Origin of the sequence: Pseudomonas sp. ADAK7, assembly GCF_012935675.1 — a bacterium.
Classification (GTDB): Bacteria; Pseudomonadota; Gammaproteobacteria; order Pseudomonadales; family Pseudomonadaceae; genus Aquipseudomonas.
The window spans coordinates 4,756,957-4,780,533 of record NZ_CP052861.1 but is presented as its reverse complement, the minus strand read 5'-3'; the positions used below and the strand labels follow the sequence as shown (position 1 = coordinate 4,780,533).

Here is a 23,577-nt window from a genome sequence, read left to right as displayed (position 1 = left end):
TGCCTCAACGGACGCTCCGCGTTCGGCTCTAGATGGGACGCGGAGCGTCCCGGGCTGCATTCCCACGCGGAGCGTGGGAACGATCAACGGGTCAGCCGAGTGAGAATCCGGTCCAGCGCATTGGCAAACGCCTGCTTCTCCCGCTCGCCAAACGGCGCAGGCCCTCCGCTCATCTGGCCCTGCTCGCGCAAATCGGTGAACAGGTTACGCACCGCCAACCTGTCGCCCATGTTCTGCGCATCGAACTCTTTGCCCCGCGGGTCCAGCGCCGCAACGCCCTTCTTCACCAGGCGATCAGCCAACGGTACATCGCTGCAAATCACCAGCTCACCGGGCACCGCGTGCTCCACCAGGTAATCGTCGGCCGCATCCGGGCCGCTGGGCACCACGATCAGCTTCACCAGCGCCAGGCCCGGCTTGATCTGCGGCTGACCGGCCACGAGCACCACTTCGTACTGGCGCTTAAGGGCGAATTTCACCACCAGATCCTTCGCTGCCCTTGGGCAGGCGTCGGCATCGATCCACACACGCATTGTGTTTTTCCTCTTTTTAAAAGCTTCGCGGGCAAGCCTCGCTCCTACAGGTTATACGCGACCGCAAATGGTGCGCGAATTCTGTAGGAGCGAGGCTTGCCCGCGAATGGGGACGACGCGGACTTAAGACGTTTGCACCCGCCGCTTCTCGGCCAGGCGACTGCGGCTATACAGCACGATGATCGCAATGATCGCCACTGCCTGCGCACCCAACGAATACAAATCAGCGTGGATCCCCAGCCAGTCGAAGTCAAAGAACGGCACCGGCCGGGTGCCGAAGATCCCGGCTTCCTGCAACGCCTTCACGCCATGCCCGGCAAACACCACCGACAACGCGCACAACAACCCGGCGTTGATACCGAAGAACAGCGCCAGCGGCAGTTTCGCCGAACCGCGCAGGATTACCCAGGCCAGGCCGACCAACAGCACCAGCGCCGTGGCACCGCCGGCCAACACCGCGTTGTGCCCGGCAGGACCGGCCTGCAACCACAGGGTTTCGTAGAACAGGATCACCTCGAACAGTTCGCGATACACCGAGAAGAACGCGAGGATCGCAAAACCGAAACGCCCGCCGCCGCCCACCAGGCTGCTCTTGATGTAATCCTGCCAGGCCGCCGCGTGACGACGGTCATGCATCCACACGCCCAGCCACAGCACCATGACGCTGGCAAACAGCGCGGTGCAGCCTTCCAGCAGTTCACGCTGGGCGCCGCTGACATCGATCACATACGCCGCCAACGCCCAGGTCGCCAAACCGGCCACCAATGCCAAGCCCCAGCCAACGTTGACGCTGCGCACCGCCGATTGCTGACCGGTGTTGCGCAGGAACGCGAGGATCGCCGCCAGCACCAGAATCGCTTCCAGGCCTTCGCGCAGCAGGATCAACAGGCCGGAGATGTAGCTCAGGGACCAACTCAAGCCATCGCTGCCCAGCAGACCGGCGGATTCCTTCAACTTGGCCTTGGCCGCGTCCAGACGCTGCTCCACCTGAGTCACCGGCAAGCCGTCCTGCAACGACTGACGGTACGCCATCAGGGATTTTTCAGTGTCTTTGCGCACGTTGGCGTCGACGTTGTCCAGGGAGCTTTCGACCAGTTCGAAGCCTTCCAGGTACGCTGCCACCGACAGGTCGTAGGCCTGATCGTGCTCACCGGTACGGTAAGCGGCGATGCTTTTGTCCAGAGTCGCCGCGGTGTAGTCGAGCAATTGCGCCGGGCCACGCTTGACCTGCGGCGGTTGCGCCCGTTGTGCACGGAAGGTCGCCACGGCTTGTGGGCCTTCGGCGGCCAGCACTTCGGCCGGGGTCTGACGCGCGAGGTCGGCGATGTTGTAGGTCTTTTCCGATTTTGCTGCGGCCGGATCGGCGCTGAAGCCGGCGATATAGGTCGCCAGGTCCCAGCGCTGACGGTCATCCAACTGATCGGCGAAGGACGGCATGTCAGTGCCTTCGACGCCTTGGCCCAAGGTGTTGTAGATCGCATACAGACTCAGGCGATCAAGTCGCGCCGCATCGCGCAGATTGGCCGGCGGCGGTGTCATGCCAACGCCTGCCGGGCCGTCACCGGCACCCGCATCACCGTGGCACACCGAGCATTGCTGGGCGTACAGCGGCGCGCCGCGAGTCGGGTCCGGGGTGATCACCGGGGCTTGGCTGACTTCATACGCCACCGCCAGTTTCGCCCCAAGCTGCCGGGCCTGACGGGCAACGTCGGCGCCGTCCTTGCGTGCAGCGATGGCGGTTCGCAGGTTGTTGACGCCCTGCTCCAGTTCGGCACGCTCGGGCTTGGCCGGCAATTCAGCGATCAAACCTTTCAGAACAGCCAGAAACTCCTGCTGTTCACGGTATTCAGACTCATCAATGACCTTGCCGGCCTCGACCGTCGCCGGGTAGTCGGCGCCAATGTAATCGAGTAAATGCAACGCTTTGGGGGCGCCTTCGGCGGTGTCGGCCAGCGCATTGAAGCTGCAAAGCGCGATCACCGGCAGCACTAGCCACGCCAGAAAACGGGAGGAGGCAGTCATGAATGAATCTCAAGGGGAAATACGAAGTAACACATTGTTCACTTCCAATGCCTTTCACTCAAGCTTTGTTGGTATTTCGGGCGCAACGACGTGTACATTTAGCGGCGAATTGCCACCTCCTCGCGGTTTCTATTCAGGGAAGAATGATCGTCCATGCACCCACGCCTTTGTTTCTCGCTGCTCCTCAGCATCGCCCTGCAACTGACCGGTTGCGCCGCCTACCGCAACTACGACCTGGAACTGGCGCAAACGACTGACCAGTTGAAAGCCGGGAATCCGCAGGGCGCTCTCCAATTGCTGGAACTGCACAACCCGTCAGAAGATCGGGACCTGCTCTACTACTTCGAAAAAGGTGCCGTCCTGAGTGCCGCCGGTGAGCTGCCGCAAAGTCAGGTGGCCTGGCGCAGCGCGGAGCAAATGGTCATTCAGCGCCAGGACACCGTTGAATCCACCGGCACTCAACTCCTGTCCGCGATGGGCGATCATTGGGGCAGCATCATCAATGACAAACTGCGCCGCTACGATGGCTACGACTATGAAAAAGTCATGCTGACCACGCAAATGGCCTTGAACCAGTTGGCCGTCAATGACTTCGATGGTGCCCGCGCCGACATCAAGAAAACCCACGAACGCGAAGCACTGATCGCTCGCCAGTGGGAAAAACAATACGAGCACGTCGAGGAGCAAGCCAAGGCTTCGGGCGTTCGTGTGCACTACAAGGATCTTCAGGGCTACCCCGTGGCCACCCTCGACGCGCCCTCTGTCATCGCACTGAAGAACGGCTATCAGAGCGCGTTCAGCCACTATCTGGCCGGGTTTACCTATGAAGCGCTGGGTGAGCGGGACCTCGCCGCACCCGGTTATCGCCAGGCCATCGAGCTGCGACCCGACCTGCCCTTCTTTCAACAGGCATTACGCGAACTCGACAAACCCGCCACCCAAGGCAATGAAAGCGATGTGTTGATCATTGTTCAAAGCGGCCTGGCGCCGGCGCGCAGTTCGGTTCGGGTGCCTTATCCGGTGCGCCTGCAAGACGGCCAGGTCATCGTCGCCAACGTCTCGTTTCCAGTGATGGTTCCCGACACATCGACCCCGGCATTCACCCAGATGACCGTCGACGGTCGCAAACAGCCGTTGCTCCTGGTTAACAGCATCACTGACATGTCGCTGCGGACATTGCGCGACGACATGCCCGGCATCATTCAGCGCACCGCGTATCGCGCCTTCCTGGCGGCCGACGTTCAGGGTACCGACAACCGACGCGACCCGAGCAAAGCCTCTTACGTGACGCAGCACGACGGCTTTGAGCACGCGGACACCCGAACCTGGCGTACCTTGCCCAACATCACCCAAGTGGCGCGTCTGCGCCTGAAAAAAGGCGAACACTTGATCAGCCTGCCCAACGCTCCGGGCGCCGCGCCGCTGAAAATCCGCATCGATCAGAATCATCAGGTCATCGGTCTGCATGCGCTGGGCGGGCGGATTTATAGTCATGGAGTGGCTTTCGAAGCGTCCCTAACGCCTGAGAACACCGTGGTATCCGGTCTGAAATAAATAGTGGCATCTTGTGAAAATATGCAACTAAAAAGCCATTACATAGCCATCATCCAAGCTTATAATGCCGCGCCCTCGCAACCGCGACGTGGCATTTAAGCTCCTCTTGTTTGAGGAATTGGCAGGACGCCAGTCTCCCTGCCGATAGGTCCCAACAGCCCGACCAGCACGTGCGGCTGCTTACTCAGGGAAGAAGTACCCCCTATGGCCTCTCGCGCCCTTACCTCGATCGCACTCAGTGCGGTCACCTTGCTCTCCGGCTGTTCGGCCTTTCGCAACTACGACTCCGAGCTGGCACAAACCAACCAGCAACTGGCCTCCGGCAACGTCGATGCCGCGTTGACCCTGCTGGAAAAGAACAACACCAGCGCCGACAAAGACCTGCTCTATTACTTCGAGAAAGGTGAACTGCTGCGCGCCAAGGGCGACCTGTCCGGCAGCCAGAACGCCTGGACCAGCGCCGATCAAGTGGTGGGCAAGTGGGAAGACTCGGTCAAGCTCGATACCGACAAGTACCTGGCACAGTTCGGCAGCTTTCTGGTCAACGACAAGGTGCGTCGCTACGAAGGCTACGACTACGAAAAAGTCATGCTGACCACGCAGATGGCGCTGAACCTGCTGGCGGTGAACGACTTCGACGGCGCGCGCATGTCGATCAAAAAGACCCACGAACGTGAAGCGGTGATCGCCGAGCTGCGGGACAAGGAATACCTCAAGAGCGAAGACGAGGCCGAGAAAGAAGGCATCAAGACTCAGTACAAAGACCTGCAGGGTTACCCGGTCGCCAGCCTCGATGCGCCGGACGTGGTCAGCCTGAAAAACAGCTACCAGAGTGCGTTCAGCCATTACCTGGCCGGTTTCGTCTACGAAGCCCTGGGTGAAAAAGACCTCGCCGCGCCGGGTTATCGCAAGGCTGTCGAATTGCGCCCGAACACCCCGCTGCTGGAACAGGCGCTGGTCAACCTCGACAAGCCGGCCAAGACTGACGACAGCGACATCCTGATCGTCGTGCAAAGCGGCCTGGCGCCGTCCCGGGATTCGATCCGCATTCCGCTGCCATTGCCGATCAGCAACCAGCTCGTGATCACCCCATTGTCGTTCCCGATCATCAAGCCGGACACCTCGACCGCGCCTTTCGCCCAGATCGGCGTCGACGGACAGCAACTGAACCTGACCCAGCTCAACAGCACCACCGCCATGTCCCGCCGCGCCCTGCGTGACGACATGCCGGGCATCATCCTGCGCACCACCGTGCGTGCGGTGACCAAAGGCGTGGCGCAGAAGAAGATCAACGAAACCAATCCGCTGGCCGGTCTGGCAGTCGGTATTTCTTCAGCTGTGCTCGAAGGTGCCGATACCCGTACGTGGCGCACCCTGCCGGACAACACCCAAGTGGTGCGTCTGCGCTTGAAGAAAGGCGAGCACCAAGTCACTCTTCCGAGCGTCGTGGGCGGCTCGGTGGTCAAGGTCACCGTGGATCAGCGCTATCAGGTCATCACCCTGCGCGCCGTGGGCAATCAGGTATTCGCCAGCGGCTTGGCCGCGCACGTGATCACCAGTGCCAATCCGACCGCCGTGGCCAGCTTCAAACAACCTTAAGAACGGAGTCTTTGCATGCGCTTCAAACTCATCGCTGTCGTCGCCCTGGCCTTGCTGGCCGGGTGCGCCACCCCGCCACCACCGGAGCCCGGCAGCGCCGCCAGTAAAGTCGTGGCCATGGGCAAGCTGAAGAACATCGTGGTCGGCGCCATGCGCGTGGCCCGGGAAAACGGCTTCATGACGGTCAATGTGCAGCTGAGCAACACCAGCTTCAACAACAAGACCTTCTATTACCGCTTTGCCTGGCTCGGCCCTGAAGGTTTCCCGATAGCGGAAGAAGAAACCTGGAAAAGCCAGATGATGTACGGCGAGCAGACCAGTTTCATCCAGGCCATCGCGCCGACTGCCAAAGCCGTGGATTTCCGTCTCGAAATCAAGACGCCTTAAACCCGACCCTATTCGTTCAGTTCTAGAGAGCATTCCCATGTTTGCACGCTTTTCGTTCATCGCCGTTCTCGCCCTCCTGGCCAGCGGCTGCGCCAACACTTCGCCTACCCTGGGCAGCAAGAACATCAGCTACGGTGACACCAAGGCTGTGGAAACCGTAACCAACGAGTTCGGTTCCACCGACCTGCAGATGATCGCCGAGTCCATGACCCGCTCCCTGGCCCAGTCCGGCATCATGCAGGGTCGCCCGGTGGTTCAGGTCTACGACGTGAAGAACAAGACCAGCGAGTACATCGATACCCGCGAAATCACCACCAGCATCAAGACCCAACTGATGAAAACCGGTGTCGCGCGTTTCGCCAGCGACAACAACGCGATGCAGAGCCAGGTTGACCAGCTCAAGCTGCAAAACCAGAGCGGCCTGTACAAGAAAAGCACCGTGGCCAAGACCGGCAACATGATTGCCGCCAAGTACCGCATCGAAGGTTCGATCAGCTCGATCGTCAAGCGCAGCAGCGACTACAAGGACGTCTTCTACAAATTCAGCCTGCAATTGATCGACGTTGAAAGCGGTCTGGCCGAGTGGATGGACGAAAAAGAGATCCGCAAAACCACGGAGCGTTAATCAATGCGCACATGGATTGGCCTGATGGCCCTGGCTTGCGCGCTCAGCGTGCAAGCGGCCCCGAAAGTTGCAGTCACGGATCTGGCGTATCAGGAACGTGTAGAGCAATACATCCACATCGTCTCGGCGCAGAACAACTACCGCGAGGGCTACTACAGCTCCAGTGGTTCGTCGAACTACAACGAGATCGAGGCCACCACCAGCTACATCGAACAGACCGAACTGCGTAAATTCACCGGCGACATCAAAGGTGAAATCCTGCGCACCGGCATGTTCCAGCTGATTCAGGGCACGCCTTACACGGCTTCGTCCAAGGGTGACATCTACGATGTAATCAAGCGGATCAAGGCCGGTAGCTTCAAGGGCGCGGACTACGTGCTGTTCGGCACCGTGTCGGATATCGACTTCACCCAGGACATGAACGAGCTGGCCAACACGGACAGCTATTCGGCGGTGCTGGCGTTGACCCTGGTGGCGGATTTCAGTCTGATCAACACCAAGACCTTCGAAATCACCTCGGCCTTCACGGCGATGGGCGAAGGCCAGGACACCAAACTGGTGAATGGCCGGGACATCAAGATCTCGCTGAACCGCCCACGGGTGGTGCGTGACGTGTCCAAGGCCTTGGGCGAAGACGTGGCGGCGCAACTGAGCCAACAGCTTGGTGGTCCTAGCTATGAACAGCCTCGCGAGCCGGCTCAACGCAACAATCTGCCGCGCGATACTGCACCGGTGATTCTGCGCTGAGTCTGGAAGCTGATCGTTCCCACGCAGAGCGTAGGAACGATAAGGCGACCTGAAAAGGTCGCCTTTTTTGTGCCTGGCGGTTTTACACCACCGCTTTGCGCAGCGTCGCCATGAACGCCGCCGCGCCGATGAACAACCCGGCAAACGTACGGTTCATGCGCTTCTGCTGTTGGGGCGTGCGCAACATCCGCAACACTTTGGCCGCCAACCCGGTGTAACCGGCCATGACGATCAGGTCGACGCAGATCATGGTGACGCCGATGATCAGGTATTGAGCCAGCAGCGGCGCATGCGGATCGATGAACTGCGGCAACACGGCCAGCATGAACACCAGTGCCTTAGGGTTGCTGATGTTCACCAGGAAACCCCGGAACATCAGGGCCAGCGGCTTGCCAATCTGCCGCACTGCCGCGTCGTCGCTCATGTCGCTGGGCAGCGCCCGCCATTGCTTGACCGCCAGGTAAACCAAGTACGCAACGCCGAACCATTTGATCGCATAGAACGCCGTCGCCGAAGCCGTAAGAATGGCCCCCACACCCAAGCCGACAATCGCAATCTGCACCGCCAGGCCCAGTTGCAGGCCCAGGGCGTTCCAGTAGCCGCGCCAGAAACCGTATCGCAGACCGCTGGACATCGACGCAATCGCGCCGGCACCGGGCGACAGACTGATCACCCAGCAGGCGGCAAAAAACGCCAGCCATGTTTGAAGCACCATTGCACACCTCGACTCAGACTCGTGACAGACGTCTAAGCTAATGCGGCTTTGGGCCGATGACTACCGATTTTTTGCAGGACCAGAACGACGGCCGACCAACGCGATCGGCGTCTCGGCTACTTCTCGAAACCGCTCGAGGGGAAGACATCGCTACCGCGCCAGCGCCGAACCGAGCGCTGGAAGAACAGGCTATTAGGCACTTGCACCATGGCACTGCCCGTCCCCGCCTCTTCGGCTTCGATCAGTGTGGTGAACAGCAGATTGATCGCCACCACCCGGCCTTTGACGCCTGGCTTGTCGAGGGTGTCCACCAACTCGACCACATCACCAATGCGAAACGGGCCGACGGTGAAGATCAGGATCGCGCACAGCAGGTTGGAGAGCACGCTCCACATGGCGAAGAACGCTACCGCGGCCACCGCGACGAACCCGGACAACGCGGTCCAGAGCACCGTGGCCGACACACCGAGGCGTTCCAGCACGAAGATCAACGCGCTGCCCATGATCAGCCAGCGCAGGCCACCGCGCAGCGGCATCAGCAGTTGCGGCGGAAACGGATAGCGCTCGCCCAGGCGCGTCAGGCATTTGGCGACGAAACGCTGGGCGACATAACCGGCCAGCAGGATCAGCAGGATTTGCGCGACGAGCCAGATCGGCTCGGCCCACACCGCTGGCAGCGGTAGCTTGAAGGCCTCCATCAGGACAGCGCCTCCAGCTCCGCCTGCATGCTTTCCAGCAGTTCCAGGGCTTCCATCCAGGACTCTTCCAGCTCGGCTTCACGGACCTTGAGCTTGGCTTGTTCGGCCAGCAGGTCACGCAATTCGTTCTTGCGCATCGGCTCGTAGATATCGCTGTCGCCAAGGCTGACGTCGATCTTCGCCAGCTTCTCGTGGAGCTTGCCCAGCTCGGCTTCGAGCTTGTCGGCCTCACGCTTGTGCGGCGCCAATTGCTGACGCAACGCCGCTGCAGCCTGACGCTGGGCCTTCTTATCGGTCTTGTCCGGGTTCACCGGGGTGTTGCTGACCGGCGCGTTGCGCTGACGGTACTCCACCAGCCAGCGGGTGTAGTCCTCCAGGTCGCCGTCGAACTCTTCGACCTTGCCGTCTGCCACCAGGTAGAAATTGTCGGTGGTGCTTTTGAGCAAATGGCGATCGTGGGAAACCACCAATACCGCACCACTGAATTCCTGCAGAGCCATGGTCAGCGCCAGGCGCATTTCCAGGTCCAGGTGGTTGGTCGGTTCGTCGAGCAGCAGCAGGTTCGGCCGGCCCCAGGCGATCAACGCCAAGGCCAGTCGCGCTTTTTCGCCACCGGAAAAATTCAGCACCGGCTCATCGATGCGCGCGCCGCGGAAGTCGAAACCACCGAGGAAGTCGCGCAGGGTCTGCTCGCGCTCGGTCGGCGCCAGGCGCTGCATGTGCAGTAACGGGCTGGCCTTGGAATCGAGCGAGTCCAGCTGATGCTGGGCAAAGTAACCGACCACGGTGTTCTCGCCCCGGGTCAGGCGACCGGACAGCGGTTCGAGTTCACCGGCGAGGTTTTTGATCAGGGTCGATTTACCGGCACCGTTAGGACCGAGCAATCCGATGCGCGCACCGGGGGTCAGTTGCAGCTTGACCTTCTCCAGCACGGCGCGCTCGCCGTAACCCAGGCGAGCGTCGGAGATATCAATTAACGGGCTGGAGATCTTGTGCGACTCGCGGAACACGAAGTCGAACGGCGAATCGACGTGGGCCGCGGACAACTCTTCCATCCGCTCCAGCGCCTTGATCCGGCTCTGGGCCTGGCGGGCCTTGGTGGCCTGGGCCTTGAAGCGGGCGATGTAGCTTTCCATGTGCGCACGTTGCGCCTGCTGCTTCTCGTAGGCCTGCTGCTGCTGGGCCAGACGCTCGGCACGGGCGCGTTCGAAGGCGCTGTAGCCGCCGCGATACAGGGTGATCTTGCGCTGATCGACGTGGGCCACGTGATCGACCACGGCATCGAGGAAATCCCGGTCGTGGGAAATCAGCATCAAGGTGCCGGGGTAGCTTTTGAGCCAGTCTTCGAGCCAGATGATGGCGTCGAGGTCCAAGTGGTTGGTCGGCTCATCGAGCAGCAACAGGTCCGAAGGACACATCAAAGCCTGCGCCAGGTTCAGACGCATCCGCCAGCCACCGGAGAAATCTCCTACCTGGCGATCCATCTGATCGTTGGTGAACCCAAGGCCGGCCAGCAGCTTGCGCGCCCGGGCGTCGGCGGTGTAACCGTCGGCACTGTCGAGTTCGGCGTGCAGGCGCGCCTGAGCGGCACCGTCATGGGCCGCTTCGGCGGCGGCGAGGTCACGTTGCACCTCGCGCAGGCGCAGGTCGCCATCGAGCACGTAGTCGACCGCAATGCGATCGAGGGTGTCGATCTCCTGGCGCATATGGGCGATGCGCCAGTCCGCCGGCAGGAAACAGTCACCCGAGTCCGGGTGCAGGTCGCCCAGAAGTAAGGCGAACAGGCTCGATTTGCCGGCGCCGTTGGCACCGATGAGACCGGCTTTGTGGCCGGCGTGCAGGGTCAGCTCGGCGTCTTCTAGCAGACGTTGCGGGCCACGCTGTAAAGTCAGGTTCTGAATTCGGATCATAATGGCGGCGGAGTCTATCAGCTTCGTTCGCAACTGGCGCGAGTAGCACTATGTCCTCTGACCTGTGGAGCTTTTCCCTGAACACTTACGCCCGTCCCGGCGTGGAAGGCCTGTGCCTGCAATTGCAGTCGGCGGGGGCGAATGTCTGCCTGCTGCTGTGCGGGCTATGGCTGGAACAACGGGGCGTGGGCTGTACCGAGCAACGCTTGCAGGCGCTTTTTCAGGTGGCCGGGCCGTGGGAGGCGAATGTTGTGCAGCCGCTGCGAGCTTTACGCACGCAATGGAAAGTTGCCGCTGCTGACGACGTCGAACTCAACGCGTTACGCGAACAAGTGAAGACACTGGAGCTGGAAGCCGAACGGCATCTGCTGTTGCAACTGGAACGTACGGCCCAGGGTTGGCCGCAAGCTGAGGTGACCGAACGATCGGCCTGGCTGGAAGGTGTGGCGGCGGGCGCCGCCAACCTGGACCGCGACGCGCTGCATCAGCTGCGCGTCGCGGTAACCGGCACTTAGGAAGCGCTGGTTGGGGTGGTGGTTGTGCTCGAAGCGGCGGCCGGGGTTGGCGCGGCGGTCGCGGTCGAGGTGGTAGCGGCTGGAGCAGGCGATGCTGCCGCAGGCGAGGTGGCAGGCTTGGCGACTGGCGCGGTAGCCGGTTTGGCCGCAGCAGGTTTGGCCGCGACTGGTTTTTTCACTGCGGGTTTAGCCGCAGGTTTGGCGGCAGGTTTTGCAGCCGGTTTTGCAGCCACTGGTTTGGCGGCGGGTTTTGTCGCGGCTGGCTTGGCAGCGCTGGCGGTGGCCGGTTTAGCGGCAGCAGGTTTAGCCGCTGGTTTTGCGGCTGAGGGTTTGGCTGCTGGCTTGGCAGCGGCAGTTTTAGCGGCTGGTTTTGCAGCAGGTTTGGCAGCGGTTTTTGCAGCAGGCTTGGCCGCTGGTTTGGCAGCGGTTTTTGCAGCTACTGGTTTAGCGGCTGGCTTGGCGGCCGGTTTCGCGGCTGCGGTTTTGGCCGCTGGTTTTGCTGCCGGTTTTGCGGCTGTTCTTGCAGCGGGTTTGGCCGCCGCCGTTTTCGCTGCAGCAGGTTTGGCTGCTGCGGTTCTTGCAGTGGCCGATTTGGCAGCAGTTGGCTTGGCAGCCGTTGCTTTAGCAGCTGGTTTCGCAGCGCTGGCAGCCACTGGTTTTTTCGCTGCAGGTTTTGCTGCGGCTTTGGCCGGCGCTTTAGCGGCCGGTTTGGCAGCAGGCTTGGCGGCTGCTCTTGCAGCAACCGGTTTGGCAGCGGCTTTCTTGGCAGGTGCCGCAGCAGGCTTGGCCGAACGCAGGGACAACGCCTTGCTCACAGCCTCTTGTACGCGACCGACACCCTGGGCCAGTTTCAGGCTTTCCTGAGCATCGCGCTTGAGTTGCAGAATGTAGCTGCGGGTCTCGGACTGACGATCCTTCAAGGCATCGAGCAAGTCTTCGAGTTGCTTCACTCCGTCCTTCGCCTTGGCTTGTGCCTTGGCCTTGCCGGCCGCCGCAGCGTCCTGCAATTTGGTACGGGATTTGTGCAGTTTTTCTTGCGCTTTACCGCGCTGCTTTTCCAGTTTGGCGAGCAGTTTTTCAGCATCAGCCAAGGCTTGGGAACAAGCGGTTTCCAAATGCTCGAGCAGGCTGCCCGAGAGTTGTTGGAGTAAGTGCAACGGAGTATTTACAGGCTTCTTGGTGGCCGACATGGTTTACCTCCTGGCTGACGTGAATGCGGCTCATACTAGACCTCTGCTGACACCGCCGCTAGGCCATGTTGACAGTATCCAAAGCGCTACGTTGCAACGGATTGAAAATGTTCTGCGTCTGCGCAAAAGCAGTTCACCGTTCAACCCATTCTCGCTGGCATAATCCCCCGCATCTCAGGTCGGAGAGTGCCCATGTCGCGTTACCTTTTTTTATCTCTGCTGGTGTGTTTTTCCGCTACTCAAGCCGCAGAAAAAACCGCTGCAAATGATGCTCACGATCTCGCCTACAGCCTGGGGGCAAGCCTCGGCGAACGCTTGCGCCAGGAGGTTCCTGACCTGCAACTTCAGGCGCTGGTCGAAGGCTTGCAGCAAGCCTATCAAGGCAAACCCCTGGCGCTGAAAGACGCGCAGATCGAACAGATCCTGGCTGACCACGAAGCCCAGGTCGCCTTGCAAACGCCGGCACCGCAAACCGAAGAAGCCCTGGAAAAAGAGCAGCGCTTTCTTACTCAGGAAAAAGCCCGGCCCGGGGTTCGTGAACTGGACGATGGAATATTGCTGACGGAGTTGACCCCTGGCAACGGTGCCAAGGCCGGACCGAATGGCAAGGTTCAAGTGATGTACATCGGTCGCCTGCCGGACGGCACGGTGTTCGATCAGAACAGCCAACCGCAATGGTTCAGCCTCGACAGCGTGATCACTGGCTGGCGCATCGCGCTGCAAAACATGCCGGTAGGTGCGAAGTGGCGGTTGGTGATTCCATCCGCCCAGGCTTACGGCGCCGATGGTGCCGGCGACCTGATCGCGCCATTCACGCCACTGGTGTTCGAAGTCGAATTGCGCGGCGCCACAAGCTGAATGACGGAAACGAAAAACGGCGCGCATAGCGCACCGTTTCGTGGGTCTTGCGGGAAGGGGTTCAGGCCTGGACCGAATCCTCTTCCTTGTGCGCGGTGTGCAGCACTTCGATTAGGCAGTCTTCCAGTTCGAAGCGTTCATGCAACAGACCACCCAGCTCCTTGAATTTCTCGGCGACGCACTTGCCTGCATCGCACAGGTCGTTGAACGCGAGCAGTTTCTCGGTGATGACGTCGATGCGCGGGTAGATGGTCTCGGCCAGTTCCAGGCCGCGAGTGTCACCAAACGCCTTGGCTTCGCCAGTGAGCTGTTCGTAGATCTCGAAATGCCCCGCCGACACGTAATCGACCAGCACGCCACAGAATTCCTGCAACGGTTTGCGGTTCTCGCCCAGTGCTTCAGGCTTGGCGCCGAGAGCATCATAGGCCCGAACCAGTTCGTGACGCTCCTGCAACCAGCGGTCGATCAGCAGATGCACTCCACCCCAGCGTTCCTGAGCATTCTGACAACTTTCGAGCATGGTGATCTCTCTTCCCTTGTGGGTCATGCTGCTCTACACCTGTCGCACTCTTGAAGGTCAAGAATCGGCCAGGCAGAGCGTCATCGAGCAACATAAATCCAATGACACGTGCGGGCCAGATTATGCCCGCACGACAATGGCTTCAAGGTACGCAGGAGATAAAGTTCATACAAGTGTTTAATCGCCCGCCATCGCCCGGTGCGACGACACGCCGCTGGGCGGTCGCTGACAGGCGATCCAGACGTGGCGCAGCAACTGATAAATACCCAATATCAGCATCGCGACGAAGAACAGCAGGCTCCATTCCGGGATGCTCAGGTCGAATAAGGTCCATGAGAGCTGCGCACAGTCATCGGCTCCCTTGAACATCCGTTTCACGACGCAGGTCCAGGGCAGGTTTTCGAATACGTCATCCAGATTGGGCGAACAGAGTGACAACTGTTTCAGCGGATCCCCCTGCAACAGCACCTGGCGCCACGCGGCGACGGTCCCGCCGAGGCTGGCAGACAAACCCATCAGCCAATAAACAAAAGACCCGAATCGCCGCGGGCCGTGCACCGAAGCCACCAGGCAAACCAGCATGAGCAGCGCGAGAAAAAACCGCTGCAACAAACACAACCCGCAAGGCTTGAGCCCGACCACATATTCCAGGTAATAGGAAACGCCCAAGGCCAGGGCACCTGCGGTGAAAGCCATGAAAAACAAGGAGCGTGAGCAGGCCAAAGACATGGCTAATCCGTAACTTTAGAGACAGGCGGTTACGGTAGAGGAAAGCGCGCCAGCCTTTCAAGACGGGCCACCACGGACACTTCATCAAAGGTGTAGGGAATTCCCGACAGGAGCGAGAGGATTTGATGTAGCCCATTGTAGGACTATGCCGATGGCGGACTACATGAAGTAAACGCCAAGGGTTTGGAGTGCGAATTTTGTGGCGAGGGAGCTTGCTCCCGCAGAGGTGCGAGGCGCCTCCAATTAGGACTGCTGCGCAGTCCAACGGGGGCAAGCCCCCTCGCCACAGGGGTTTATGCCAACGTGGAGATCACGCCCGAGCCGCTACCGGCAATGGCGCCGCCAGCAAACGTTCATCCAACAGGCCAAGGCCTTCCTGGAACAGTTGATTACTGCGTTCGGTATCGCCCAGTTGCGCCAGTAACCTGGCCAGCTCCGCACAGGCTTCCGGGTTGCGCTGCAGACGCAGGCTGCTTTCCAGATAATCCCGGGCCTTGCCCCACAAGCTGCTTTGCAGGCACAGGCGGCCCAGGGTCAGCAGCAGGCTCGGGTCAGCCGGGTGATCCTTGAGCCAGCCTTCGGCGGTTTGCAGCTGCCGCGCCGGATCGCTGCCACGCACCAGCCCATAGAGGCGCGCCAGATGACTGTCGTACTTGCGCTTGAGCGCCGCACGCAGAATCTCTTCCGCTTCGGCCTGCGCACCCAGCTGCCGCAATTGCTCGGCATAGGCCAGCACCAGCGGTGGCTCTTGACGCTGCGCCGTGCTGAGCTGCTGCCAGGCCCGATTGAGCGACTGCAAACCCACGACGCCGTCCTCCTCGCGGTGCGCGGCCAGGTTGAGGTTTTCACCCCAGGCCCGACGCTCCAGCTCAGCCAGCTCCGCCGCTGGCAGGACCTTGTCCTTGCGCAGTTCCGGCAGCAGGCGAATCACCGCCGACCAGTCGCCGCGCTGCTGATGCAGGCGCTGCAATTGACGCAGGGTTTGCACGTTATGCGGATGACGCTCGTGCATGGCGTCCAGAGTCGCCAGGGCGCCGTCGGTGTCGCCGCGATCGGTTTGCAATTGCGCGTGGCTCAAGGCAATCGCCAATTCAGCCTGGGGCTGACGCTCCAGTGCGCGCTCGAGCAAGTTGTCGCTTTCCTCGTAATGCCCTTGCTCGTTGGCGGCACGGGCCGCACCGAGGTAGTACAGCAATGGCTGGCGCTCGGCTTCAGCGGCCCGATGCAGATGGCGCTGGGCGCTGGCCCAGCGACCTTCGGCCAAATCCAGCTGACCATGTTCGATCGCCACTTGCACCCGGCGACTGCGGTTGCGACGGGACCACGGATTGACCACACCGCCGGAGGTCGTCACCAGCTCGACCAACGCCTTGATACCCCAGAACACCAGCCAAAGCACCGCCAACAAGGCCAGGCTCGCCCACAGGCTCGACTCATAGCGGAAGCTCTTGTAGGCGATCAACACGTAGCCGGAATGCTCGGCAATCGCCAGCCCCAGTACCGCGGTGGCAGCGATGACCAGGAACAGGATCACATAGAGGCGTTTCATGGCGTGGCCTCCTGCGCAGTGTTCGCGGCAGGTTTGGCCAACGGCTTGATCGAATCCTCGGCACTGACATTTCGCCGTTCCAGGTACGCCTGGACCGCGCTCAACGTACCCGTCAGGTCCGGCGTGACGACGGTGACCGGTTGCGTGCCCAGATCGGCCACCTGTTCAAGCATCACTTTGCTCTGCGGGTTGTCCGGGTTGAAGTTGCCCTTGAGCACATCCCGCGCCTCGGTCAGCGCCTGGGTATACACCGACGCCTGGCCGTTGAGCGCGGCCCACTGCGCCTGCTCCAGCGCCAGGCTCAGGGCCAGGCGCACCTGGCTCAGGCTCTGCCCTGCCAGCAGCGGACGAACATTCTTGTCGGCATTGAAGTCGATGCGGATGTAGCGCGAAACCTCATCCCACCATTGCGCCCAACGACTGGCGCCGTCGCCATCGGCGGTCAGGCCCAGCAGGGATTCGCCGCGGTCCTTGTACTCGGGTGCCAGCTCAGTGAGGTTGATCACCTGGTCACGCAAGGCGCCCAGCTTCAGAAACAGTCCGGTACGATCCGGCTGCGCGGTGCTACGCAAGGCCAGCAGCGTCTTGGCCACTTGCTCGCGGGCGGCAAAGGCGCCGGGGTCGTTCTGTTCGCGGAGGATTTCATCGGCACCCTGCACCAGGGCCTGGGCGCTGCTGATGTCCTGCAATGCGGAAAGACGCAGGCTGGCCAGGCGTAGCAAGTGCTCGGCCTCGGCCAGGCGCCAATCCTTGCGACTGGCACCGAGGACGGTTTCCAGTTTTTGATTCAAGCGTTGTTGATCGCCTTGCAGCTGCGTGACCAGTCGACGACGGTCTTCCAGCTCATCAGCGGCGGGCAATTGTTCGAGGCGTGCGGTCAGGCGTTGATCGTTGAGCTTGAGGCTCTGCGCCTGATCGTTCAGCGCCTGGACTTCACTCAACTGCTGCTGGGTATTGGCTTGCAGGTGGCGCACTTGCCACACTCCCCAGCCACCCACGGCAACACCGGCGGCGCCCAGCAACAGGGCGACGATTGCGAGTCCATTGCCCCTGCGCTGCACCGCAGCCGGTGGTGGAGTTTCAACGGGTGCATCAAGCACCGGCTGCACGTCATCTTTAGGCAAGACTGTTTCGCTCACGTATCCATCCTTTGCATTAGAGAACGGGTACGGGTTGCTCCCGTAACGCCGTCAGCAAAGCCGCGGCACTGGCGCCACGACAATCCACAACTGTTTGGGCCCCGGCGGCACGTGCCAGCTCGGCGACCCTTGGGCTTGGAACAAACAACGGCAACTGCGCCAACCGTGGCCAGGCATCGCCGGCCAATTGATGCAGGTGCTCGAAACCCTGTCCACTGCTGACCACCAGCCCGTTCAAGCGTTCCGCTGCGATCCGGTCCGGCAGCGCAGTCGTCGTATAGCTCGGCAAGCCACGACGGTACAACTCCAGGTACTCGACACTAGCACCAAGCTTGCGCAAACGCCCGGCCAGCAACTCGCGCCCGCCCTCCCCGCGCATGATCAATACCCGCGGATCGGGCCGGGCGATAGCCTCGCGCAATTGCGCAAGTTCAAGCAAGGCTTCGCTGTCATCGCCCTCGACCGGGAAGCTCACATCGAGCCCGGCCTCTTCCAGGATTTGCGCAGTGGCGGCGCCGACACTAAACCACTTCAGGCGCGGTGGCCGAGGCCATTGCTGGCTGAGCAGATCAATGCCGAGCCTGGCCGCCGGCTTGCTCACCACAATTACCGCGCAAAACTGATCCAGATCCCGGATCACGTTGCGCATTGTGTCAGAGGTGGCAATCGGCTCGATCTCCAAAAGCGGCAGGCAACTGCTGAAAATCCCGCTTTGCGCCAACACGCTGCTCAGCGCCGCCGACTCATCCGCGGGGCGCGTCAGCAGCAGACGCCAGCCGGTCACTCGTGACCTGCCTCGCCGTAGACCGCTTTCAGAATGTCGCCGGCGCCCTGATTCAGCAGGTCTTCAGCCACCTGCACCCCCAGGGATTCGGCGTCACTGCGCGGCGCACGGGCCTCGGCATTAAGCAGCAGGCCACCGCTCGGATCGCCTACCAGCCCGCGCAACCAGATCTGCTCGCCTTCGAGCACCGCGTAGCAGGCGATCGGCACTTGGCAGCCGCCATTCAGGTGTTTGTTGAGGGCGCGTTCGGCGGTGACGCGGGTGGCGGTGTCCTGGTGATGCAGCGGCGCGAGCAAGGCGTGGATTTCGCTGTCGACGCTGCGGCATTCGATACCGACTGCGCCCTGGCCACCGGCCGGCAGGCTGTCGTCGACGCTGATGGCCGAGGTGATGCGGTCTTCGAATCCGAGGCGAATCAAACCGGCAGCAGCGAGGATGATGGCGTCGTATTCGCCGGCATCGAGCTTGGCCAGGCGCGTGTTGACGTTGCCGCGCAGGAAGCGGATTTCCAGGTCCGGGCGCCGGGTCAGCAACTGGGCCTGACGGCGCAGGCTCGACGTGCCGACGATGCTGCCCTGGGGCAGTTCATCCAGGCTGGCATAAGTATTGGAAACGAAGGCATCGCGCGGGTCTTCGCGCTCGCAGATGCAGAACAGACCGAGACCTTCGGGGAAGTCCATCGGCACGTCTTTCATCGAGTGCACGGCAATGTCGGCTTCGTTTTCCAACAGCGCTGTTTCCAGTTCCTTGACGAACAAGCCCTTGCCGCCGATTTTCGACAGTGGCGAGTCGAGCAGCTTGTCGCCGCGACTGACCATGGGCACCAGCGTGACCAGCAAGCCGGGATGGGCTTGCTCGAGACGAGCTTTGACGTATTCGGCCTGCCAGAGGGCCAGCGCACTTTTACGGGTGGCGATGCGGATTTCGCGAGAGGACATGGATCAATCCGTACTGAATAGATACGGCGGATAATAACAGCTCAGTCAAATCCACTTTGACTTGTATCAGGAACTGCTCGGCCTCCCTGGCCTTCAACGTCCGGCAATCGGGTGTGGAGTCCGCCTGTGAACGGCGGATTAAAGCTGCTGCATCATCTTGCGCACGCCGGCCACATGACGGCGGCTGACGATCAGCGCATCGCCGTTCAGGCCCTTGAGGAACAACTGGAAATGCCCAAGGGGTGTGCGTTGCAGGCGTTCGATGCGTTCGCGGGCGACCAGGGCGTTGCGGTGGATACGCACGAAACGGTCGCCGAATTCGTCTTCAAGGGCCTTGAGCGGTTCGTCCAGCAGCACTTCGCCGCCTTCGTGGCGCAAGGTCACATACTTGTGGTCCGCAATAAAGTAGACCACCTGCCCCAACGGGATCAGTTCAATGCCTTTGCGGGTACGGGCACTGATATGGCTGCGTGGGCCGCTGCCGGTTTCGGCAGCCGGGCGTGTCAGGGCGGCCAGTTGCACGCGATTGGGCCGCTCGGCCTTCTTCAAGGCTTCGAGCAACAACTCGGTGCGTACCGGCTTGACCAGATAACCCACGCCGCTGGCCTGCAACGCCTCGGCGGCGAATTCATCCGGCCCGCTGCAAAACACCACGGCCGGCGGCGCTTCACGCTCGCACAATCGCGCAGCCACTTGCAGGCCATCGAGGCCCGGCATGCGGATATCGAGCAGCACGATATCCGGCTTGTGGCTGTCGATCAGCGCCAACGCCTCTTCGCCGTTCGTGGCACCGGGTTCCATGACACTGTATCCCTCGAGTTCGCCGACCATTCGGCTCAGGCGCTCGCGGGCTAGGGGTTCGTCATCAACGATCAGGACATTCATATTGCGCTGGATTCCTGCGTGAGTCTCGCACAAGGATAGCGTAGACAGGTGAAGTGACATCCGTCACCGCGATCCACGCTAAGACTGGCGCGAGGGCCAAAAAGTGCCGCGAGACCGGCGGCTAAATTTTCATCTGCGGGGCGATTGGCAGCCCGGGCCCGCGCTGGCGAGGCATCGCCGTAGGGTTTGCTGATACACAATACGAACACCCCCTCTTTTTATAGGCAGCGGCAACGCACAGAAGTGCGCTGTTCCTACTGTCCAACTGTAGACGGTTGCCGGCGCGATATTGCTCAATTGAAAAATATCGTTGCGCAATTCCTTCCGGCGATACTCCGAGTATGGTCCGGCGCATGAGAAAAAAACGTATCGACCAGTGTCAGCGACAGGATTGGCAACCCTGTTATTATCCGCCCCAGCGTTAAACGCCAACCTTCTTCAAGCCGATACGAGCGAATTCATGAGCACTGACAAGACCAATCAGTCCTGGGGCGGCCGCTTCAGTGAACCCGTCGACGCCTTCGTCGCCCGCTTCACCGCCTCCGTCACTTTCGACCAGCGCCTGTATCGCCACGACATCATGGGTTCGATCGCCCACGCCACCATGCTGGCCAAGGTCGGCGTGCTGACCGATGCCGAGCGCGACAGCATCACCGATGGCCTGAAGACCATCCAGGGTGAAATCGAGGCCGGCCAGTTCGACTGGCGCATCGACCTCGAAGACGTGCACATGAACATCGAGGCACGCCTGACCGATCGCATCGGCGTGACCGGTAAAAAGTTGCACACCGGCCGCAGCCGTAACGACCAGGTCGCTACCGATATTCGCCTGTGGCTGCGTGACGAGATCGACTTGATTCTCGCCGAAATCACCCGCCTGCAAAAAGGCTTGCTGGAGCAGGCCGAGCGCGAAGCTGGCAGCATCATGCCGGGCTTCACCCACCTGCAAACCGCGCAGCCGGTAACCTTCGGGCACCACATGCTGGCCTGGTTCGAAATGCTCAGCCGCGACTACGAGCGTCTGGTGGACTGCCGCAAACGCACCAACCGCATGCCTCTGGGCAGCGCTGCGCTGGCCGGCACCACCTACCCGATCGACCGTGAGTTCACCGCGCAACTGCTGGGCTTCGATGCCGTCGGCGGTAACTCGCTGGACAACGTCTCCGACCGTGACTTCGCTATCGAATTCTGCTCGGCCGCGAGCATCGCAATGATGCACTTGTCGCGGTTCTCCGAAGAGCTGGTGCTGTGGACCAGCGCGCAATTCCAGTTCATCGATCTGCCGGACCGATTCTGCACCGGCAGCTCGATCATGCCGCAAAAGAAAAACCCGGACGTGCCGGAGCTGGTTCGCGGCAAGACCGGCCGCGTCTTCGGCGCGCTGATGGGCCTGCTGACCCTGATGAAAGGCCAGCCATTGGCCTACAACAAGGACAACCAGGAAGACAAAGAGCCGCTGTTCGACGCCGCCGACACACTGCGCGACTCGCTGCGGGCCTTTGCCGACATGATCCCGGCGATCAAACCCAAGCACGCGATGATGCGCGAAGCGGCGCTGCGCGGTTTCTCCACCGCCACCGACCTGGCCGATTACCTGGTACGCCGTGGCCTGCCGTTTCGTGATTGCCACGAAATCGTTGGGCACGCGGTGAAGTACGGTGTGGAAAGCGGCAAGGACCTGGCGGAAATGAGCCTGGAAGAGCTGCGCAAGTTCAGCGACCAGATCGATCAGGACGTGTTTGCCGTGCTGACCCTGGAAGGCTCGGTGAATGCCCGTGACCATATCGGCGGGACTGCGCCGGCGCAGGTCAAGAAAGCCGTGGCGCGCGGTCAGGCATTGCTCGCGAGCCGTTAAAAGCTTCGCGGGCAAGTCGAATCGTCGCACCGCTCGCTCCTACAGGTATTGCGCCGATTTTGAAACGGCGTGAAACCTGTAGGAGCGTGGCTTGCCCGCGAAGGCATTATTGAAAACGCTACAAAATCACTTCTTGGACGCGACCATCGCCAAAAACGCTGGCATCGCCGCTTCCTTATCCGCCGCGATCCGCTGCACATGCGGGTTCTGCTCCAGACGCTCCAGCAGCGCCTTGGCCGCCGGCATCTCGGCCAACAGATCGATCCCGAACAGCTTCTGCCCGACCGCACAGGCCAGCGGCACGCTGTACAGGAAATACAAATCGGCAATGCTCAGGCTGTCACCGGCCACATAAGGGGCGAACTTGCCATGCCGGCCCAGTGAGGCAAAGCCCAGCAACAATTCGGCCTTGGTCTTGTCCTTGATCGCATCCGGCACGGGCGAGCCGAAAAAGGCTTCGCCATAACAGGCGCGGCCCGGCAGCTCGATGTACAGCTCGATTTCCTTGGCCAGCGCCAGGGCCTGGGAGCGTTCGAACGGATCGCTCGGCAGCAGCGGCGGGCCTTTCTGGGTTTGCTCGATGAATTCAAGAATGATGGCGGTTTCGTTGACGAAACCCTGTTCGACGCCCAGTACCGGCACTTTGCCGCGCGGGCTGATGGCTAACGCTTCAGGGGTCGGGGCCGGGTAAAACAGCACTTCTTCGAACGGTACACCCTTCTCCAGCAGCGCCAGCTTCACCATGTTGTAGTAGTTGCTGACGGAAAATCCATAAAGCTTGAGCATCACATAGCCTCCAGGCCGTGCGGGGTTGGCAGGTGTCTTTTATAGAACGCCCGGGTGTTTCTTGCCAGCAGCATCACAGCGCTGAATGCAGGTAAACTGCCCGCCTTAACTTGAGGAGCCTGCCATGAGCGAGCCAACAGATATCGAGATCGACGAAGAAGAGTTCGCCGAGAACACCCTGGTCGAAGCGATTGAAAACCAGATCGAAAGCGACAACCCGCCAGCCGCCAAGGCCACCTTCAACAAGCTGACCCTGGTGGGTTACGAGCGTGAAGAAATCCTCAACCTGATGGCCCATGTGCTGGCCGTGGAAATCGACGCGATTCTCGAAGAAGACCGCGCGTTCAATACCGAATGGTACGAAGCCGCCCTGCGCGCCTTGCCAGAGCTGCCGCCAGAGAAGAAATAAACACGCCCGCCCCCTGTAGGAGCGAGGCTTGCCCGCGAAGGCGTCCTCGATAACGCCAAAAGCTTCGCGGGCAAGCCTCGCTCCTACAAGTAACATCTGCGCCGTTCTTCCAGACCCTGTCTACACTGGTACGCACCCCGCTGCCGGGGAATGCATCCCGAGGCGAAAAAACCCTGCTGCCAGCACTGGACATGCCGCACGAGTGGGCTCACCTTAGGGGCGCTGTCGTCCAATTCCTAGAAAGTCTGGAGTCCTTATGTCGCTTACCCCTGAGTTGGTTGCCGAACTGGAAATCCTCGCCCTCTTCAACCTGGACAGTTCCCAGGAAGGTTTGAAAATTCATCAGACCGCTGCCCCGAAAGCCATTGCCGCCGCCCAACGCCTGTACGAAAAAGAACTGATCGACCAGCCCGATGGCGGTTACCTGACCAGCCTGGGTCGTGACGCCGCGCAAAATGTCCAAACCGTCCTGACCATTCTGAGCGTTCAGGAAACAGCCTAAACGCCAGCGCATCGCCCACGGAAACCCCTGCTACGGGATTTCCGCGGGCAGTCTGTCGCCTCGCGATAGAAATCTGGCGCCAGAAATACAAATTCAGCTTAAAAGTCCCGGGGCCGAGGCGCTAAACT

General features: G+C 61.0%; 24 protein-coding genes. 10 read left to right on the top strand and 14 right to left on the bottom strand.

What is annotated here, in order from left to right; all coding sequences use genetic code 11:
• Positions 1-83: 83 nt before the first annotated feature.
• Together HKK53_RS21910 and HKK53_RS21905 are read right to left on the bottom strand one after the other, a co-directional pair.
• On the bottom strand, positions 84-533 hold the full coding sequence (locus HKK53_RS21910; RefSeq protein ID WP_169372549.1) for a YaiI/YqxD family protein: 450 nt from the start codon (positions 531-533) through the stop codon (positions 84-86).
• Between the two features lie 123 nt (positions 534-656).
• Positions 657-2,555, bottom strand: coding sequence for an FTR1 family protein (locus HKK53_RS21905; protein WP_169372548.1), 1,899 nt, complete (start codon positions 2,553-2,555; stop codon positions 657-659).
• A gap of 153 nt (positions 2,556-2,708) precedes the next feature.
• On the opposite strand from HKK53_RS21905, the gene HKK53_RS21900 reads away from it, so the two are divergent.
• The 5 genes from HKK53_RS21900 to HKK53_RS21880 all read left to right on the top strand — a co-directional run bounded on the left by HKK53_RS21900 (position 2,709) and on the right by HKK53_RS21880 (position 7,467).
• Positions 2,709-4,109, top strand: coding sequence for a COG3014 family protein (locus tag HKK53_RS21900; protein WP_169372547.1), 1,401 nt, complete (start codon positions 2,709-2,711; stop codon positions 4,107-4,109).
• 204 nt (positions 4,110-4,313) lie between these two features.
• Positions 4,314-5,708 carry a COG3014 family protein gene (locus HKK53_RS21895; protein ID WP_169372546.1) on the top strand — a complete coding sequence of 465 codons (1,395 nt, stop codon included), beginning with the start codon at positions 4,314-4,316 and terminating at the stop codon, positions 5,706-5,708.
• A 15-nt stretch (positions 5,709-5,723) separates the two neighbouring features.
• The gene (locus HKK53_RS21890) at positions 5,724-6,095 is read left to right on the top strand and encodes a YcfL family protein (protein WP_017341417.1); all 372 of its coding nucleotides are present in this window, start codon (positions 5,724-5,726) and stop codon (positions 6,093-6,095) included.
• A gap of 37 nt (positions 6,096-6,132) precedes the next feature.
• Positions 6,133-6,720 (top strand): penicillin-binding protein activator LpoB, encoded by a 588-nt coding sequence (lpoB, locus tag HKK53_RS21885; RefSeq protein ID WP_169372545.1) that lies wholly within the window; start codon positions 6,133-6,135, stop codon positions 6,718-6,720.
• Between the two features lie 3 nt (positions 6,721-6,723).
• Positions 6,724-7,467: a penicillin-binding protein activator LpoB gene (locus HKK53_RS21880; protein ID WP_169372544.1), complete on the top strand. Its 744-nt coding sequence runs from the start codon at positions 6,724-6,726 to the stop codon at positions 7,465-7,467.
• Between the two features lie 82 nt (positions 7,468-7,549).
• Here HKK53_RS21880 and HKK53_RS21875 read toward each other — a convergent pair whose 3' ends face one another.
• The 3 genes from HKK53_RS21875 to HKK53_RS21865 form a co-directional block, all read right to left on the bottom strand.
• Positions 7,550-8,182, bottom strand: coding sequence for a LysE family transporter (locus tag HKK53_RS21875; protein WP_169372543.1), 633 nt, complete (start codon positions 8,180-8,182; stop codon positions 7,550-7,552).
• A 116-nt stretch (positions 8,183-8,298) separates the two neighbouring features.
• Positions 8,299-8,880: a mechanosensitive ion channel family protein gene (locus tag HKK53_RS21870; protein ID WP_169372542.1), complete on the bottom strand. Its 582-nt coding sequence runs from the start codon at positions 8,878-8,880 to the stop codon at positions 8,299-8,301.
• Positions 8,880-10,790 carry an ATP-binding cassette domain-containing protein gene (locus HKK53_RS21865; protein ID WP_169372541.1) on the bottom strand — a complete coding sequence of 637 codons (1,911 nt, stop codon included), beginning with the start codon at positions 10,788-10,790 and terminating at the stop codon, positions 8,880-8,882. The genes HKK53_RS21870 and HKK53_RS21865 overlap by 1 nt, the downstream gene beginning before the upstream one ends.
• 50 nt (positions 10,791-10,840) lie before the next feature.
• On the opposite strand from HKK53_RS21865, the gene HKK53_RS21860 reads away from it, so the two are divergent.
• On the top strand, positions 10,841-11,305 hold the full coding sequence (locus HKK53_RS21860) for a TIGR02444 family protein (RefSeq protein WP_169372540.1): 465 nt from the start codon (positions 10,841-10,843) through the stop codon (positions 11,303-11,305).
• On the opposite strand, the gene HKK53_RS21855 is transcribed toward HKK53_RS21860, so the two are convergent.
• Positions 11,302-12,495 (bottom strand): AlgP family protein, encoded by a 1,194-nt coding sequence (locus HKK53_RS21855; protein WP_169372539.1) that lies wholly within the window; start codon positions 12,493-12,495, stop codon positions 11,302-11,304. The two genes, HKK53_RS21860 and HKK53_RS21855, sit on opposite strands and share 4 nt — an antisense overlap.
• 192 nt (positions 12,496-12,687) lie before the next feature.
• Between HKK53_RS21855 and HKK53_RS21850 the strand changes: the two genes are divergently transcribed.
• A complete protein-coding gene (locus HKK53_RS21850; protein WP_169372538.1) occupies positions 12,688-13,353 on the top strand; it encodes an FKBP-type peptidyl-prolyl cis-trans isomerase in 666 nt (221 codons plus the stop codon).
• Positions 13,354-13,414: 61 nt separating this feature from the next.
• Here HKK53_RS21850 and HKK53_RS21845 read toward each other — a convergent pair whose 3' ends face one another.
• From HKK53_RS21845 to HKK53_RS21815, 7 genes are all read right to left on the bottom strand, one after another.
• A complete protein-coding gene (locus HKK53_RS21845; protein ID WP_007899333.1) occupies positions 13,415-13,873 on the bottom strand; it encodes an Rsd/AlgQ family anti-sigma factor in 459 nt (152 codons plus the stop codon).
• A 177-nt stretch (positions 13,874-14,050) separates the two neighbouring features.
• Positions 14,051-14,602 carry a disulfide bond formation protein B gene (locus HKK53_RS21840; protein WP_169372537.1) on the bottom strand — a complete coding sequence of 184 codons (552 nt, stop codon included), beginning with the start codon at positions 14,600-14,602 and terminating at the stop codon, positions 14,051-14,053.
• 310 nt (positions 14,603-14,912) lie between these two features.
• On the bottom strand, positions 14,913-16,151 hold the full coding sequence (locus HKK53_RS21835; protein WP_169372536.1) for a heme biosynthesis protein HemY: 1,239 nt from the start codon (positions 16,149-16,151) through the stop codon (positions 14,913-14,915).
• Positions 16,148-17,290: a uroporphyrinogen-III C-methyltransferase gene (locus tag HKK53_RS21830; protein WP_169372535.1), complete on the bottom strand. Its 1,143-nt coding sequence runs from the start codon at positions 17,288-17,290 to the stop codon at positions 16,148-16,150. Before HKK53_RS21830 ends, HKK53_RS21835 begins: the two co-directional genes overlap by 4 nt.
• 16 nt (positions 17,291-17,306) lie before the next feature.
• Positions 17,307-18,074, bottom strand: a complete 768-nt coding sequence (locus HKK53_RS21825; protein WP_169372534.1) for a uroporphyrinogen-III synthase — start codon at positions 18,072-18,074, stop codon at positions 17,307-17,309.
• Positions 18,071-19,012: a hydroxymethylbilane synthase gene (gene hemC / locus HKK53_RS21820; RefSeq protein WP_169372533.1), complete on the bottom strand. Its 942-nt coding sequence runs from the start codon at positions 19,010-19,012 to the stop codon at positions 18,071-18,073. The genes HKK53_RS21825 and hemC overlap by 4 nt, the downstream gene beginning before the upstream one ends.
• 138 nt (positions 19,013-19,150) lie before the next feature.
• Positions 19,151-19,897, bottom strand: a complete 747-nt coding sequence (locus tag HKK53_RS21815) for a LytR/AlgR family response regulator transcription factor (RefSeq protein WP_133835441.1) — start codon at positions 19,895-19,897, stop codon at positions 19,151-19,153.
• A 460-nt stretch (positions 19,898-20,357) separates the two neighbouring features.
• On the opposite strand from HKK53_RS21815, the gene argH reads away from it, so the two are divergent.
• Positions 20,358-21,752 (top strand): argininosuccinate lyase, encoded by a 1,395-nt coding sequence (argH, locus tag HKK53_RS21810; RefSeq protein ID WP_169372532.1) that lies wholly within the window; start codon positions 20,358-20,360, stop codon positions 21,750-21,752.
• Between the two features lie 126 nt (positions 21,753-21,878).
• Here the strand turns inward: argH and HKK53_RS21805 are convergent, their stop codons facing one another.
• Positions 21,879-22,538 carry a glutathione S-transferase family protein gene (locus HKK53_RS21805; RefSeq protein ID WP_169372531.1) on the bottom strand — a complete coding sequence of 220 codons (660 nt, stop codon included), beginning with the start codon at positions 22,536-22,538 and terminating at the stop codon, positions 21,879-21,881.
• Positions 22,539-22,662: 124 nt separating this feature from the next.
• Between HKK53_RS21805 and HKK53_RS21800 the strand changes: the two genes are divergently transcribed.
• Positions 22,663-22,947, top strand: coding sequence for a hypothetical protein (locus tag HKK53_RS21800; protein WP_008150274.1), 285 nt, complete (start codon positions 22,663-22,665; stop codon positions 22,945-22,947).
• Between the two features lie 256 nt (positions 22,948-23,203).
• Positions 23,204-23,449, top strand: a complete 246-nt coding sequence (locus HKK53_RS21795; RefSeq protein ID WP_094470036.1) for a TIGR02647 family protein — start codon at positions 23,204-23,206, stop codon at positions 23,447-23,449.
• The last annotated feature ends 128 nt before the right edge of the window (positions 23,450-23,577 follow it).